Origin of the sequence: Mucilaginibacter yixingensis (assembly GCF_041080815.1) — a bacterium.
Taxonomy (GTDB): Bacteria; Bacteroidota; Bacteroidia; order Sphingobacteriales; family Sphingobacteriaceae; genus Mucilaginibacter; species Mucilaginibacter yixingensis.
In genome coordinates, this window is the sequence record NZ_CP160205.1 from 5,013,862 (window position 1) to 5,029,917 (window position 16,056).

The 16,056-nt window shown below is 48.8% G+C and carries 15 protein-coding genes; 5 read left to right on the forward strand and 10 right to left on the reverse strand.

Annotated elements, in window-relative coordinates:
* Position 1 precedes the first annotated feature (1 nt).
* The 3 genes from ABZR88_RS20715 (at position 2) to ABZR88_RS20725 (ending at position 3,914) form a co-directional block, all read left to right on the forward strand.
* Entirely contained in the window at positions 2-925 is a 924-nt protein-coding gene (locus ABZR88_RS20715) for a family 16 glycosylhydrolase (RefSeq protein ID WP_245917010.1), read from the forward strand.
* Between the two features lie 276 nt (positions 926-1,201).
* On the forward strand, positions 1,202-2,665 hold the full coding sequence (locus ABZR88_RS20720) for a glycoside hydrolase family 30 beta sandwich domain-containing protein (RefSeq protein WP_107827862.1): 1,464 nt from the start codon (positions 1,202-1,204) through the stop codon (positions 2,663-2,665).
* Between the two features lie 13 nt (positions 2,666-2,678).
* Positions 2,679-3,914 carry a multiheme c-type cytochrome gene (locus tag ABZR88_RS20725; RefSeq protein ID WP_107827863.1) on the forward strand — a complete coding sequence of 412 codons (1,236 nt, stop codon included), beginning with the start codon at positions 2,679-2,681 and terminating at the stop codon, positions 3,912-3,914.
* Between the two features lie 330 nt (positions 3,915-4,244).
* Here the strand turns inward: ABZR88_RS20725 and ABZR88_RS20730 are convergent, their stop codons facing one another.
* Positions 4,245-4,913: a flavodoxin reductase gene (locus ABZR88_RS20730; RefSeq protein WP_107827864.1), complete on the reverse strand. Its 669-nt coding sequence runs from the start codon at positions 4,911-4,913 to the stop codon at positions 4,245-4,247.
* A 226-nt stretch (positions 4,914-5,139) separates the two neighbouring features.
* On the opposite strand from ABZR88_RS20730, the gene ABZR88_RS20735 reads away from it, so the two are divergent.
* Both ABZR88_RS20735 and ABZR88_RS20740 read left to right on the forward strand, forming a co-directional pair.
* Entirely contained in the window at positions 5,140-5,823 is a 684-nt protein-coding gene (locus tag ABZR88_RS20735; protein ID WP_107827865.1) for an HAD family hydrolase, read from the forward strand.
* A 24-nt stretch (positions 5,824-5,847) separates the two neighbouring features.
* Entirely contained in the window at positions 5,848-7,746 is a 1,899-nt protein-coding gene (locus tag ABZR88_RS20740) for a beta-N-acetylhexosaminidase (protein ID WP_107827866.1), read from the forward strand.
* A 299-nt stretch (positions 7,747-8,045) separates the two neighbouring features.
* Here the strand turns inward: ABZR88_RS20740 and ABZR88_RS20745 are convergent, their stop codons facing one another.
* From ABZR88_RS20745 to ABZR88_RS20785, 9 genes are all read right to left on the reverse strand, one after another.
* Positions 8,046-9,053 (reverse strand): ferredoxin--NADP reductase, encoded by a 1,008-nt coding sequence (locus ABZR88_RS20745; RefSeq protein WP_107827867.1) that lies wholly within the window; start codon positions 9,051-9,053, stop codon positions 8,046-8,048.
* Positions 9,054-10,049 carry a zinc-binding dehydrogenase gene (locus ABZR88_RS20750; RefSeq protein ID WP_107827868.1) on the reverse strand — a complete coding sequence of 332 codons (996 nt, stop codon included), beginning with the start codon at positions 10,047-10,049 and terminating at the stop codon, positions 9,054-9,056. It abuts the gene before it with no gap.
* Between the two features lie 234 nt (positions 10,050-10,283).
* On the reverse strand, positions 10,284-10,892 hold the full coding sequence (locus ABZR88_RS20755) for a superoxide dismutase (RefSeq protein ID WP_107827869.1): 609 nt from the start codon (positions 10,890-10,892) through the stop codon (positions 10,284-10,286).
* A gap of 274 nt (positions 10,893-11,166) precedes the next feature.
* Entirely contained in the window at positions 11,167-12,573 is a 1,407-nt protein-coding gene (locus ABZR88_RS20760; protein WP_170113563.1) for a two-component regulator propeller domain-containing protein, read from the reverse strand.
* Between the two features lie 154 nt (positions 12,574-12,727).
* A complete protein-coding gene (locus ABZR88_RS20765) occupies positions 12,728-13,207 on the reverse strand; it encodes a nucleoside deaminase (RefSeq protein WP_107827871.1) in 480 nt (159 codons plus the stop codon).
* Positions 13,204-13,575, reverse strand: coding sequence for an SdpI family protein (locus ABZR88_RS20770; RefSeq protein ID WP_107827872.1), 372 nt, complete (start codon positions 13,573-13,575; stop codon positions 13,204-13,206). Before ABZR88_RS20770 ends, ABZR88_RS20765 begins: the two co-directional genes overlap by 4 nt.
* Before the next feature lie 5 nt (positions 13,576-13,580).
* The gene (locus ABZR88_RS20775; RefSeq protein WP_107827873.1) at positions 13,581-13,916 is read right to left on the reverse strand and encodes a tRNA-binding protein; all 336 of its coding nucleotides are present in this window, start codon (positions 13,914-13,916) and stop codon (positions 13,581-13,583) included.
* 143 nt (positions 13,917-14,059) lie between these two features.
* On the reverse strand, positions 14,060-14,803 hold the full coding sequence (gene fabG, locus ABZR88_RS20780; protein ID WP_107827874.1) for a 3-oxoacyl-[acyl-carrier-protein] reductase: 744 nt from the start codon (positions 14,801-14,803) through the stop codon (positions 14,060-14,062).
* A 66-nt stretch (positions 14,804-14,869) separates the two neighbouring features.
* Entirely contained in the window at positions 14,870-16,030 is a 1,161-nt protein-coding gene (locus ABZR88_RS20785) for a DUF1624 domain-containing protein (protein WP_107827875.1), read from the reverse strand.
* Between the last annotated feature and the right edge of the window lie 26 nt (positions 16,031-16,056).

A 16,056-nucleotide genomic window follows, 5' to 3' on the forward strand; every position in this document is an offset into this window, starting at 1 on the left:
CATGCAAAGCAGACCGGAGGTGCAGCGCGATATCGCTGCACCCAACCCCGGTTTAAAAATGATTGATGTTATGAAGAAGTTTACCTGGGCTATTGGCCCTGCTATGCTGCTTTTGCTGGCCTGCTCTAAAAAGGCAGATGTGGGTGATGACTTGCCCCCCTACCAGCCGCCGGTACAGCAGGTAAAAACCTACTCGTTTGATGCTGCCCCTGCCTGGAGCGATGAGTTTAACACCGATGGCGCACCCGATGCCAACAAGTGGACCTATGATGTTGGCGGTACCGGCTGGGGTAACCACGAGTTGGAGTATTATACCAATACCACCAATAACGCCAATATCAGCGGCGGCATACTCACTATTACAGCACGTAAGGAAAGTATGGGCGGGATGAACTACACCTCATCGCGCCTGGTATCAAAAACACCTGCCGATTTGCTGTATGGAAGGATTGAGATCCGCGCTAAGCTACCCGCTGGCCGCGGTACCTGGCCAGCCATCTGGATGTTGCCTAATGATTATGCTTATGGCAACTGGCCAAACTCTGGCGAGATTGATATTATGGAGCACGTGGGCTTTGACCCGGCCAATGTGCATTTCAGTATCCATGACCAGGTGAATTTTGCCGGTAACTCTAAAACCAGTACGTTGAAAATACCCACTTATCAAACCGATTTCCACACCTATCGCGCAGATTGGACGCCCGACAGCATTAAGGGTTATTACGATGACCAACTGGTGTTTACCTATAACAATCCCAACACTGGTTGGCAAATGTGGCCTTTTGACAAGAGTTTCCACATCCTGCTCAACCTGGCCATCGGCGGTGACTGGGGCGGCTCGCAAGGGGTAGACGACACAATTTTTCCATGTGCCATGCAGGTAGATTATGTGCGCTATTATAAAATGGTTACAACGGTGAAGTAAATAGAAAAATATTTCAGAGCCAATACATCCCCTCTTGAGAGGGGGCGCGAAGGGCATAGCATTGGCAGGGGTGTGTTATTACACACGCAGAAATGACACACCCCTGCACCCCTCTCTAGAGGGGAATCGCACAATCCACTCCATCGCAAGGCATTAATTAGGGGCAATTGTTTTCCTTCGGGGATGGATGGAGATGGGGGTAAGCGGCTACCTGCCATCCTCCCTGGGGAAGACGTTGTATGCCATTTTTAATCAATACCCATAAAAATTAAACTGATGAAAAGCATAAAAATATATGGCCTGGCAGTAGCAGTGTTGACGATGCTGCTCTGGGCCTGCAGCAAAAAAAGCGTAGATGATGGTCCGGATAGTCCGGTTACTACGCAACCGACCAATCCAACTAATCCAACCAATCCGTTAAAAAGCGATGTGGCGTTGTGGCTCACTACGGCCGATAAATCGCAGCTGTTTGCCAAGCAGAGCACAGTTCTCAATTTTGCGGCGACAGGCACCGGCACACAAACTATCAATGTTGATAGTACGGTTACTTACCAAACCATAGACGGCTTTGGTTTTGCGCTTACCGGCGGCAGTGCCACGTTACTCAACTCGCTGGCCGAACCTCAAAAGACCGATCTGCTGCAAGAACTTTTCGGCACGGCAGATAACGCGATAGGCATCAGTTACATCAGAATCACTATCGGTGCATCTGATATGAGCGCCGCGGCGTTTAGCTATGATGATGTGCCGGGTGATGTATCATTAACCAATTTCAGCCTGGACAAAGAAAAGGCGGATCTGATCCCTATCCTGCAGAAGATCATCGCTATCAATCCTAACATCAAAATACTGGCCTGTCCGTGGAGTGCACCTGCCTGGATGAAAACCAGCAATAGCTTTACCGGCGGCAGCTTGAAGCCGGAGAACTACGGCCCATACGCCAACTATTTTGTAAAATACATTCAGGGGATGAAAGCGGCGGGTATTACCATTGATGCAATTACCCCGCAAAATGAACCATTGAACGAGTACAACACCCCGGCCATGTTGTTCCAATCGGCAGATGAGGGGGCATTTATTAAAAACAACCTCGGTCCGGCGTTTCAAGCGGCTGGCATCAGCACCAAGATTATTATCTATGATCATAATGCAGATCATCCCGAGTATGCCACCAATATGCTGGCAGATGCAGCAACGGCAAATTTTGTAGATGGCTCAGCCTTTCACCTGTACGGTGGAAATGTAAACGCTATTGGTCCGGTGCACACCGCCTACCCTGCCAAAAACCTGTACTTTACCGAGCAGGCCACTTTTGCAGGAGGCAGCTTCAGCGGCGATTTAAACTGGCACGTGGGCAACCTGGTAGTGGGCGCTACCCGTAACTGGTGCCGCAACGTAATTGAATGGAACCTGGCGTCTGACCCTAACTATGGCCCGCATACCACAGGCGGTTGCTCTACTTGCCTAGGCGCAGTGACCATTGGCAGCAGCGTGGCGCGCAATGTATCGTACTACATTATTGCCCATGCCTCTAAATTTGTGCGCCCCGGTGCTGTGCGGATCAACTCAGATCAATCGGCAACATTGCTGAACGTGGCCTTCAAAAATGCATCAGGCTCAAAAGTGCTTATTGTGCTCAATAACACCAGTAATGCGCAAACTTTCAACATAAAATACGGGGCTAAAATAGTGACCAGTACGCTAACCGGTGGCGCGGTAGGTACCTACGTGTGGAACTAAGGCGATGTGAGCCATGAAGCAGAAAAAGCTGTTGATTCCCTTGCTGGCGGCGCTATTACCCGCCATGGTGATGCTGAACAACTGTCGCCGGAAAAGCCCTTCGGCAGATCCGCGTGGACCGGCTTATGCCGGGGCGCAAAGTTGTGAGAGTTGCCACAAAGAGGTATATAACTCTTACATCCATACGGCGCATTACTTTACCAGTCATACGGTAAGTAGGTCATCCATGCATGGTAATTTCAGCCCGGGGTTTAACAGCTTAGTACTTGCCGGCGGGCGGCAGATTGCCGCCCAGCGAATCCATAACGATTTTTACCAGGTGGGTTATGAGGATGGCCGCCAAACAGAGGCGCACCAGATGGATCTGGCCATTGGCGGGGTAAAGGCCGAAACCTATTTGTATTGGAAGAATAACCAGCTGTTTGAACTGCCGCTAACCTGGTTTAACGGGCTGCACAGCTGGGTAAACAGCCCCGGTTATGCGCCGGATCAAATTAATTTTGACAGACCAGTTGCCATGCGTTGCCTGGAGTGCCACGGCAGTTACATTAAACAGGCCGAGCAGTTAACCCTGCGCGGCTCACTCAATAGTTACGACCGGAAAAGCCTGATTGCCGGTATTGATTGCGAGCGCTGCCACGGCCCGGCAGCACAGCATGTGGTTTATCATGAGGATCATCCGGAGGAGAAACAAGCACATTTTATTGGGGTGTTCAGTAAAATGAGTCGCGCCCGAAAGCTGGATGCCTGTGCAGTTTGCCATGGGGGGAATAACGAACGCTTCATTACATCGGCCTTTAATTTTAAAACGGGCGATACGCTGGCCAACTTCAAAGAGCCCGGTTTTGATAACACGCCCGCCAACGCAGCAACGCTGGATGTACATGGAAACCAAAACGGACTGCTGGCCGGCAGCAAATGCTTTTTAATGAGTAATATGGATTGCACCACCTGTCATGATACGCATGTTAGTCAGCGCAACCAGGTGGTGCTTTTTGCTGATAAGTGTATGCAGTGCCATAACACTGCCAATCATAATAACTGCAAAATGGCCGGAGGAATGGACGCCGGTGTGATGAAAAGCAAATGTATAGATTGTCACATGCCAGCCATGCCGTCGGATCAGATAGGCGTGCAAACAGCTACGCAGAAAAAGGCGCTGCCGTACCTGGTGCGCACGCATCGCATTGCAGTGTATGCCGATGAAGCGAAGAAGATTTTGGCGTTTGTGAGACAGGGGCGACATTAGCGATTACTCGTCGCGGCGGCCAGAGGCCGCCACAGGTGTTGGGAAGATAGAAAGAAGCGTTGGGATTGCGCGATTCCCCTCTTGAGAGGGGCGGAGGGGTGTGTCATTTATGCGTGCGAATGACACACCCCTGCAGCCGCACATTCAACGCGCCCCCTCTCAAGAGGGGATTTGAGCTCTTCCCAACACCTGTGGCCAGGACGCAAGCGACTGCAAAGCACAGCGGGCTTTTTGGGCCACCGCGCGCCCTTCGACAGGCTCAGGATGATATCCTCTCCTTTTTATTGAAGTTGACTAATTTTTAATCTCTAACATCTAATCTCTCCGCCCCTATTTTTCAAACACCACCGCATCCGGCTGTGCACCAAGGTCTGTGAGCAAATCGCTGATATCCTTCACCATTTCATCGGGCCCGCACACATAGAAATGCTGGGAAAAATCTTTGATATGAGTTTTCAGATAATCAGCATCAATGCGTCCGACAGGGTATTTACCAGATCCTTGCGCGCGGCTCAGCAGATACTGCACGTTGTTGCCCAGCATCTGGTCCAGCTCATCTTTGTAGATAATATCGTCTTCAGTTTGATTAGCGAAGAACAGTTGATTGCCTTGCAAACGCCCATCTTTATGCAACTGCCGCAGTATCGAAATAAATGGCGTAATGCCCGCTCCGCCGGCAATAAATGTGCCCTCGCCTTTGTAGGCAATGGCGCCCCATATATCGCGCACAATCAGCTCGTCGCCAGTTACCAGGCTGTGCAGTTTGTTGGTTACGCCATCGTGGTCAAAATATCCTTTGATGGTAAACTCCAGGTAATGTTGATCGTTCAGGCTGGTAAAGGTAAACGGGCGTTTCTCGTCCTCCCACCCCTGCTGATTGATGGATACCTCGGTAGCCTGTCCGGGTTCAAAAACGTAATCATCGGGCTTTTCTACCCTGAAGGCTTTTACATTGTGGGTAACCTGCGCAATGTCCAGAATTCTAACAATGTGTTCCATGGTGCTTATGGTTTAATTACCTGGTTAAGCCTCACCTAATCCTCTCTAAGGGAAAGGTCTTTTCCATGCTTCTACGCGCTAATAGCTCCCTCTCCTCTGGAGAAGGCTGGGGTGAGGTCATAATGTTAAAACATCTACCACTATTTTTGTTTTCAGTTTACAGATTAAAATACCTGTAGCTGTTTTAACTACGAGATTAAGCCGCGCTATTTTGTTATAATTGTTTATGGATATAAAAGTTATTGCTTTTGATGCCGATGACACCCTTTGGGTGAATGAGCCCTATTTCAGGAAAACCGAAGAGGCCTTTTTTGAGCTGATGAGCGATTATTTGCAACAGCGGTCTTTAGAGCGTGAATTGATGAAGATTGAAATTGGCAACCTGCCACTGTATGGATACGGGGTAAAAGGTTTTATCCTCTCTATGATCGAGGCCGCCCTCAAGGTGTCAGACAAAACCATCAGCATTGAGGTGGTAGACCGCATCATTCAGCTGGGTAAAAATATGCTGGATGAACCGATTGAGCTGCTGGATGGCGTAGAAGAAGTATTGAAAACACTGAAAGGCCAATACCGGCTGGTAGTTGCTACCAAAGGCGATCTGCTCGATCAGGAGCGCAAGCTGCGCAAATCTAACCTGGGGCATTATTTCCATCATATTGAAATTATGTCTGAGAAAGATGAAGCCAACTATCAGAAACTGCTGCGCCATCTGGATATCCACCCGCATGAGCTGCTGATGGTGGGTAATTCCTTAAAATCAGACGTGTTGCCGGTGCTGAATATCGGCGGGCACGCCATCCATGTGCCCTACCACATTACGTGGGAACACGAAATGATTGAAAACAATATTGAACACGAGAACTTTAAAATGGTAAACACCATCAGCGAAATTTTGCCGCTGTTGTAGTAACCTGTTGAAAAACCCATCGCGATGAAGAGATTTTTTACCTTAGCTTTTTCCGGTTTGATCAGCCTGACTGCTGTTGCACAGCCTAAGCCGGCTATTATTCCCAAGCCTGTAAAAATGGTGACTAAACCGGGGAGTTTTACGCTGCCCAAAACGTTCACCATCTGCGCACCGGCCAAGGCGGCAGATGCATCTGCCTATTTGTTTAAACGGCTGATGGCGGCGGGTTTCAAGGTAAGCGTAAAGCCCGGCGCCACGGGCCCGGTAAAAATGATGTTGCTGACCAAGAGCGATCCGGTTATCGGCACCGAAGGGTATTATCTGACCAGTACAGCTCAAGGCGTGGTTATTAAAGCTAATGAGTCTGCCGGTTTGTTTTATGGCGCCCAAACGCTGATGCAACTGCTGCCAGCCGCGGTGCAAGGCACAGAAAGCGCATCTGACGTAAAATGGACTATCCCTCACGTACAGATCACCGATTACCCGCGCTTTGCCTGGCGGGGACTGATGTTTGACGTGGTGCGCCATTATTTTACCAAAGCCGAGATTAAGCGTTTTATTGATGAGATGGTGCAATACAAATTTAACGTGCTGCACCTGCACCTGGCTGATGATGAGGGCTGGCGCATTGAGATCAAAAGTTTACCAAAACTTACGCAAATTGGTGCCTGGCGGGTAAACAAGGTAGGTGATTTTGGCACCTTCACTCCACCTAAACCAGATGAGCCACGCAATTATGGCGGTTTTTATACACAGGATGATATTCGTGAAATTGTGGCCTATGCCAAGGCAAATTTTGTAAATGTAATGCCGGAGATTGACGTCCCCGGCCATAGTCTGGCGGCCATTGCCTCCTACCCCGAGCTATCTTGTACCCCTGGTGCCGACCAATACCATGTGCGCTCTGGTGAGCGGATCATGAACTTTAGCGGCGGATTAACCGCATTGGTAGATAATACCCTTTGCCCGGCTAATGAGCGTGTCTATACTTTCCTGGATAAAGTGGTGGGCGAAATGGCGCCGTTGTTCCCCTTCCCTTACATGCACATGGGGGGCGATGAGTGCGCCAAAAACTTCTGGGAACAAAGCGACTCGGTAAAAGCCCTGATGCAGCGCGAAGGCCTTAAAGATATGGAGCAGGTGCAGAGCTATTTTGAAAAAAGGCTGGAAAAGATAGTAGAATCAAAAGGCAAGAAATTTATGGGCTGGGACGAGATTATTGAAGGTGGCCTTGGCCCTAACGCCGCGGTAATGAGCTGGCGTAATCAGAAAGCCGGTATGGACGCCGCCAAAATGGGGCACGAGGTGGTGATGACCCCTACGGCCTTTACTTACCTGGATTACATGCAATCAGACCGGGTAACTGAGCCGCATGTGTACGCATCGCTCCGCCTTAATAAAACGTATGAGTTTGACCCTGTGCCGGCTGATACGGTGGATTCAAAATTAATTATGGGCGGCCAGGCCAATTTGTGGACCGAACAGATCTACAACTTCCGTCAGGTAGAATACATGCTTTGGCCAAGGGCCATGGCGGTGTCAGAGTCTGTATGGTCTGCCAAAGGGAGTAAGAACTGGACTGATTTTTTTGGACGTGTAGAAAAACATTTTACCCGTTTGGATGATGCCGAAATTAAATACTCACCGGCGGTTTATGACCCGGCATTTAGTCCGTCTATTGCCCCTGGTAACCAGTTGCGTGTAGAGTTGAGCACCGAGATACCGGGACTGGATATTTATTACAGCTTTGACAACTCTTACCCTGATAAATTTTACCCGAGATATACGATGCCCCTCATCGTGCCCAAAGATGCTGGCCTGATGCGGGTGATTACCTATCGCGGCGGCAAACCTATTGGCAGGATGATTTCCATGCCGATTAGCGAGTTGAATACAAGGGCGAAAAGAGTGCCGACACCGTAAGCATGGGCCGAATGTCATGCTGAGCGATAGCGAAGCATCTCTGATGATCGGCCGTGTTTATTTGCGTCAAAGATGCTTCGTTCCTCAACATGACAGGGCCATAAGCCCGGTCATCCCGAACTTGTTTCGGGACCTCATATGCAAGGTTACGTGCGGACGGTCCTGTGGGGTGCTGAAACAAGTTCAGCATGACGAGGGGGGAGATTTTAGGCCGTTGCGCCCTTCAATTTATTTGCAGTCGCTCGCGTCCTCGCGAGTGACGACTATCCAGCGGTCTCTGGCCGCCGTCAAGCAAGACGTTACTCATACCGTATCACCACATCATCATCCAGCGCATAGCCGGTGCAGGTAAGCACCCAGCCCTTGGCTTCATCTGCCGGGGTGATGACTTCGTTTGCCGTCATCTGCACTTTGCCGCTGCTGCAAATGGCTGAGCAGGCCGAGCAAATGCCTACCCGACAACTGTAAGGGATGTTGATCTTATTCTGCAAAGCAGCCTGTAAGATGGATTGATTCTCGCCCGCTGTAATGTTATAAGTCTCGCCTTTGTAAATGATTTGCACCTTATGTGGCGCAAAAGCCGGAAGAAAGCTGCTTACCGCCACGGTATCTACCACAAAATTCTCTTTACGGATCTGTTCCGCCGCTACGCCCATGTAAGTGAGCGATAACCGTACCATGCGCATATAATCAAACGGACCGCAGAGATAAAAGGCCATACGGTCCAGCTTGTCAGCAGAGGGGCGAAGCAATTGCTCTATGACGTAATTATTCAGGCGTCGCGCTTCATCGCTTAAAAAATGAATTACTTTAAGCCGATCTGGATGTTGTTCCTCCATCGCCTGCAATTCATCTTTAAATAGAATGCCGTTAGCATTGCGATTACTGTAGATGAGCGTAAGTTTGCTTTGTCCCGGCCTGTTGAGCAGGTATTTCAGCTGGGCAAATACGGGTGTAATGCCACTGCCTGCCGCGAAGAAGAAAAGGTTTTTATCCTCGTTACCATCCAGTACAAACTTGCCGGTTGGTTCGGCCACGTTCCAGCGGTCGCCGGGTTTGGTATGGCTGAGCAGAAAACGCGAAAGCTCGCCGTTGGGTACCCGTTTTACGGTGATGCTGAGCAAGGGTTCATCAGGTGATGAGCTGATGGAATATGACCGGCGCAACTCCTCATTATGATGACCAAATATCAGCGTAATAAACTGCCCCGATTTATAATGCAGCGGCTGCCCATCCGCAGGGCGCAGCTGAAAAGTGGCCGTATCTACCGCAAGGCGAATGATGTTTTCTACAATCAGTTCAGGCATTTAAACACTCAGTACCAGTTTGCCAAATTGTGAAGAATACTCCATGCGTTTAAAAGCCTCTTTGGCATTAGCCAGGGTGAAAACTTCGTCAACAATCGGTTTAATTTCATGCTCGGTAATCAGTTTCAACAAACCCTTAAAATCATCCTGATTACCCATGGTAGTACCGAGTATCTGTAACTGTTTCCAGAAAATCTTGCGGCCGTTAATAGCCGGGATATCACCCGCTGTACCGCCGAAGAATACAATACGCGCACCGGGATTACACAGATCTGGTAGTTTAGCAAAGCCTTCGCCCAGGGCGCTGTCTATAATCACGTCAAAGCCGCCTGCCAGTTCGTGCAGTTGCTGGGCCCAGTCTTGCGCTTTATAGTTCACGCCTGCGGCTGCGCCTAATTTTTTGGCTTGCTGTAGTTTATCGCCGCTGCCGGAGGTAACGAATACCTGACACCCTGCCGCCACGGCCATTTGTAAGGCAATGGAGCCCGTACCTGCGCCTACGCCTACAATCAACACTTTGTCGCCTTTCTTAGCACGACCCTTCGTAAACAACGCACGATAGGCCGTTAAACCGGCTAAAGGCAATGCTGCCGCATGCTCCCAGTTGAGGTGAGCTGGTTTGGCATAAATGTATTCGGCGCGGGTTTTTACGTATTCGGCAAAGGTGCCATCGTCTGGTAGACCTAAAATTTTAAAATGTTTGCCTTGAAAGTCGGGTGAGTCGCCCCAATTGTTCCCTGGGTTAATTACCACTTCTTTGCCCAACCATTCTTTACCTTCATCGCCACCAGTTTCTACCACTATGCCGGCGCCATCGGCACCTAAGATGGTGGGATATTTTAGTCCGGCGTATTTGCCAACGGTAATCCAATAATCACGGCGGTTAAGGGCCGCAGCTTTTATTTGCACCAGCACCTCGCCAGGGGCAAGCGTTGGCTTTTCAACATCTTTATAAACGATGGGGTTTTCTGCAGATTCAAGGACGATGGCTTTCATTTTTATTAATCAGTGATTAGTTGATTGGTTATGGAACGCAGGTCATCCCGAACTTGTTTCGAGATCTCACAGGACGGTCCATTTAGTTAGCATGTGGGGTGCCGAAACAAGTTCGGCATGACGTGGGAGCTAATTTATCCTGTAAATCTCTAAAATCCAATAAATCCCAGTTCAAGACAAAAAAAACGCCCCGGAATATTATTCCGGGGCGTCCTCTATTTTTAATAGCTCAGCTTATTTTGCTTTTGCGTACAGCTCTGCTACGTGGTTCCAGTTGATTACGTTCCAGATAGCACCTAAGTAATCTGGACGACGGTTCTGGTATTTCAGGTAGTAAGCGTGCTCCCAAACGTCAATACCCAGGATAGGGGTACCTTTAACTTCGGCAATGTCCATCAGTGGGTTGTCTTGGTTTGGAGTTGAAGTTACAGCCAGTTTGTGGTCTGCAGTAACAATTAACCAAGCCCAGCCAGAACCGAAACGGGTTGCACCAGCTTCGTTCATTTTGGTTTTCAGCTCAGCAACAGAACCGAAAGTGCTGTTAATTGCTGCCAGCAGGTCGCCAGCAGGCTCGCCACCACCGTTTGGTGATAACAAGGTCCAGAACAGGCTGTGGTTATAATGACCGCCACCATTGTTGCGTACTGCAGCTGGGTATTTAGAGATATTTTTGATGATATCTTCCAGGTTGCCGTTCGCTTCTGGTTTACCTTCCAAAGCTTTGTTCAGGTTGGTAACATAAGCCTGGTGGTGTTTGCCATGGTGAATTTCCATGGTCAGTTTATCAATGTGTGGTTCAAGAGCGTCAGTTGCGTACGGTAACGCTGGTAATTCAAATGCCATAGTATTGTTTTTATGAGGTTAACAGATCGTATCGTCGCAAATATAAGAGACGAGTATTGTATTTGTTCTAATTTATTGTCAACTTTTTGGAGGGAAGCTTCACCTGCGTCATTGCGAGGAACGAAGCAATCTCTGTACATGCAAATCCGCCAGGCATATTCGCTCGTCCTTTGCAGAGATTATTAATTTTTTGATTGTTCTCTTAGGCATTAATGAGCTCCCTTCGGTCGGTTGGCTTCGTTCCTCGCAATGACGCTGTGGTTAGATAAAACCACTATCCCCCTATCCTTCGGCTCACCACCAGCAAGCCTTTATAGGTCGATGCATAAATACTTCCGTTGCCATCTTGCGATAGTTGGTAGATGTCGTAATCGGGCACGTTTGAGTTCTCGTTATGATACAGCTCCCAGGTGTAGTTGTGTGGGTTGTAGCGCGCCAGGCCAGAGCGGTGGGTACCTACCCACAATACTTTTTCAAAGCGGTCATACAGCAGGCTGTTAATCTGGTTGCTGGGCAGGCCTGAGTTCTTGTCGTTATAATGCAGCCATTTGCCGTTGGCGGTGTACACAGCAATACCTTCGGCATCGCTTTCAGAGAGTGTGTTACCATCAGCATCTTTGCTGTACGGGCGGATGGATCTGAGCGCGAAATAAAGATTACCAGCCGGATCCTCGGTTGCGGCGGTGATACAAGTGCCGTTCAGCGGACTAGCCATGCCGTTAAATACAGTTACTTTTCTGGATTTATCAATCAATACAGACCCCAGGTTGGTGCCCACCCAAAGGCGGCCACGTTTATCATAGTATGCATACTCAATCTGGTTGGTTGGCAGCTTGCCGAAGCGCTGTTTGTTCACCAGCGTAAACTGTCCGTTTTTAATGATCAGCAGGCCTTTTTCTGTAGAAAAGATCACCTCGCCTGTTTTAGTGGCGGTAATATTGTTTACGGATGTAAAGCCCATTTTAGGCAAATCATACTTTTGCCAGGTGCTGCCCGCATTGCGGTAAACCGCGTTGCCCGAGTACATCCATTTTACATCGGTGTTATCAATAGCCAGGCTGGTGATGCCGGGCGTGCCCACTTGAGGCACATTTCTGAACGTACCGCCCGCGAAAGTAATGATGCCGTGACCGGTGGCATACCAAAGCACACCGGTGCGGTCTACCGCGTTACACTGGCTCACATTGTCGGGCAGTAACGAGTTGTTTTTATTCCAAACGGTGAGCTGGTAACGCCCTAGCGACTGGTTTTGATAAAAATATCTTTTGTTGATGATGAGCGGATGGTTGGCAATAACGTTATCGGCAAAATCGTCCAGCGAGGCATCGCTCACTTTGCCGGTAATCATGCCGCTGCCTATGGTGAAGGTAACATCTACTGACGAAAAAACAGACTTGTCGTTCACCTTTGCCGGTTTCCAGCGGAACACGTTGAGATAGCCAATAATATCACGAGAGAGCTGGCTGTGCGAGGCATCGTTATAACTCAATACCTGGCCGTTGCCCGCAGTATCTACCAATATCTGGTAAGAAATAGAGCCCCATGATGCAGCCAGATTGTACCGGCGCTCGACAGCGTGGGCAATGCGCTCAAACATTTCAGGATCATATTGTGCTTTGGGCGTACCGCAGTTGTAGCAGAAACTGGTTACCCGGGTATCGGCAACTTTTTCTTTATACATGTATTGCGCCGACGAACACAGCGGGAAAAGCAAACAGAGTGAACCAAAAAACCAGGACTTTAGCGACCGCATTTATTAACTATGACAGATAGGGGTTGAATATACCGCCAGAACCTCAATTTAACAATTATATTGTGCTCACCTGTAAAAATCCTCATCCTTTCTTCATGCGCTTGCTCTTAAAAAAGTCGCGCACCAGCTCGGCGCACTCGTTCTCTTTGATGCCGCCAGTGATGAGGGTTTTAGGGTGAGTGATCTTTTGATTGATGCGACCGAAGCCCATGCGGGTATCATACGCGCCAAAAACAATGCGCCCTATCTGGAACCAGTAAGAAGCGCCGGCGCACATTACACAGGGTTCCATGGTAACGTACAGCGTGCAGTCTTTCAGGTATTTGCCGCCAATATAATTTGCCGCAGCAGTAAGCGCCTGCATTTCGGCGTGGGCCGATACATCGGTAAGGCGCTCGGTCAAATTATGCCCCCTGCCAATGATCTTGCCTTTGGCTACAACGACGGCACCGATAGGGATCTCATCTTCGGCCAAAGCCTGTCGGGCCTCGCGTAGGGCTTCTTCCATAAAAAATTCATCGGGCGAGATGCTCGGTTCATCGCCGAAGGTGTAATATCTCATTCTTCGTCTTCCTCAAATTTTGCTAAATGGCGCTCGGTTTTAACAATCATAATGATCATGCCGGTCATGGTGCCGCCGGTCATCAGCAAAAAGGTTAAACCCTCTTTTAGCGCGCGGTTATGTACAAAATGCAGGGCTACAGTACCTATTAATCCGCCAATCAGCAAGATCCAGGCAATACGCACCATTAATATGGCCGAATAACGATTTCCCTCATCCCAATTGCGCTGACTGCTTTTTGACCGGTAGGTGCGGTAGCCGTACAAGCCATTGATTTTTTTGGGGGGATATTTTTTCAAGATCAACCCTGCGATGATCAGGATTACCCCAACCAACTGCGGGCCATATATAAACTCTTTCAGATGCATAAATCTCAGATTAGTTTACTGCCATTGGGCACCAGTTTTTCTACTGCAGCTAATACAATATCGCCATTTTCATCGGCAAAGCCGGTTACCAGAAACTCCGACATAAAATTAGCAATCTGTTTCTTCGGAAAGTTAACCACCCCTAAAATCTGTCGCCCTACTAGCTCTTCCCTGGTATAATGTTTAGTGATCTGCGCGCTCGACCAGCGGATGCCAAACGCTCCAAAATCAACCTGGAGTTTATAGGCCGGCTTGCGTGCCTCGGGAAAATCAAGTACCTGCAAAATGGTACCGGTGCGCAGTTCTACTTTTTCAAAATCGTGCCAGGAGATGGTTTCCATGAGGGCAAAGGTAATTACCTCTCCTAAATCCTCTCCAAAGGAGAGGACTTTTATTTTTTGTGCATAGGCTCAACAAAAAAGCGGCCCTAAAGCCGCTTTCTCAATATTATAAATCCGAAATCGAAATTCCGGAATGCAAAATGCTACAGCATCCCACCGTCAACCGCAATTACCTGACCGGTAATGTAAGCGGCCATGTCTGACGCTAAGAAAACGCAGGCGTTGGCAATATCCTGAGTTTCGCCGGCGCGTTTCAGCGGAATGTTAGCTTCCCAGCCTTCAACCACTTTAGGGTCCAGCACTTCGGTCATTTCGGTTTTGATGAAGCCCGGCGCTACCACATTGGTGCGGATGTTACGGCTGCCCAGCTCTTTAGCAATTGATTTTGAGAAACCGATGATGCCCGCTTTAGAAGCCGCATAGTTAGCCTGACCGGCGTTGCCTTGTACACCAACCACAGAGCTCATGTTAATAAACACACCCTGACGGTTTTTCATCATAATTTTAGAAGCCGCCTTGGTAACGTTGAAGATTGATTTCAGGTTAACGTCCAGTACTTCGTCCCATTGTTCTTCGGTCATACGCATCAACAGGCCGTCTTTGGTAATGCCGGCGTTGTTAACAACGATGTGGAGTGAGCCAAAATCGGCAACAATATCGTTCACCAGTTTTTCGGCCTCATCAAACTTAGAGGCGTCAGAACGGTAGCCTTTTACCTGGGTGCCAAAGCTTTGCAGTTCCTGCTCCAGTTCCTGGCCTTTTTCTACTGATGACAGGTAGGTAAACGCTACTTTGGCGCCGTGCTCGGCAAATTTTTCGGCAATCTTACGGCCTATTCCTTTAGATGCGCCGGTAATAAGCGCTACTTTTCCTTCTAATAATTTCATTGTCAATGGTAATTCAGTCGGCGAAGTTATGTTTTTTGCGCGAAAGTCGGAACAGGTATGTAATGGCTATACATAACTGAGCCACCAATCGCGCCGACGCTGTTTAACCTTCATAAACCAATAGCAAGGAAAATAAAGCAGGATGACAACCGAGAGCCAGATGAGGTAAATCACCGGCAAACTAAAGCCATGTTGTGGCCCCAACCCCACTGCTGTGAGGCTGTTTAGCGAAGTGTGCTTGCCCATGGCCGTAAACAGGGCTGCCAGATGCAGTAAATAAATATGCAGCACGTAATAAAACATGGGTACCCGCCCATAGGTAGTAAATGTTTTAGTGATGCCGTTGTTGGTAAACTCCAACAACCCCAGCGCGGCGATAGATATGCCCAGCGTAATGAGTAGGTAGGCCAGTGATGGCGGATATTTCTGCACGTTCATCATATCAAACGCATCTTTTTCCAGGTTATGCTGGTGTGCCCACGGACGCGGATCGCCGTAGATGTTAAACAGGCGCAGCAGCAGGAAAAGCAAAATGCAACACAAGCCAATTTGTATAAACAAACGCTGGCGGCCGGCTGGGTCAAACTGAAACAATGTGCCGAAGGCATAGCCTGCAGCCATTACCCCGCACCAGGGCACCACCGGGTATAGTAGCATAATGGCATGGGTTTTACTAATAACATACAGGTTTTGCTCATGCAAAAACATCCAGAAAAATTTGTATTGCCCCCAAGAGGCCGATTTGATGCCGTCAAAAAGGTTATGCCCGAAAATAAGCGCCAGGCCGATGATGCCGATATGCAGGGGCTTTAGGTAAACCAGCGCCGCCAGGAAGATCATACTGAACCCGATAGCCCAGATAACCTGTGCAAATACGAGGTGGAAACCGGGATCAAACATCCATCCAAAATTAACTACCGTTAGTTCAAGGAAAATTAGCCATAAGCCGCGGCTCAGCAAAAAACTGGAGGTTTGCCGACTGGTTTTTCTTTGAGACGACAGATAAGCACTGGCGCCCGACAAAAAAATGAACGTTGGCGCACAAAGATGGGTAACCCAGCGGGTGAGGTAATAGGCAGCCGTAGTTTTATCAAGATCAAGCGGATCAAAAGCAGCGTTAGAGAAAAAATCGCGGGTGTGATCAAGCGCCATCAGCACCATAATGATACCCCGCAGGATATCTATGGAATGTATGCGCGGTTTTGGGAGTGGCAAAACAGGTTCCATATAAAAGGTTGAATGAGTGTTACTAA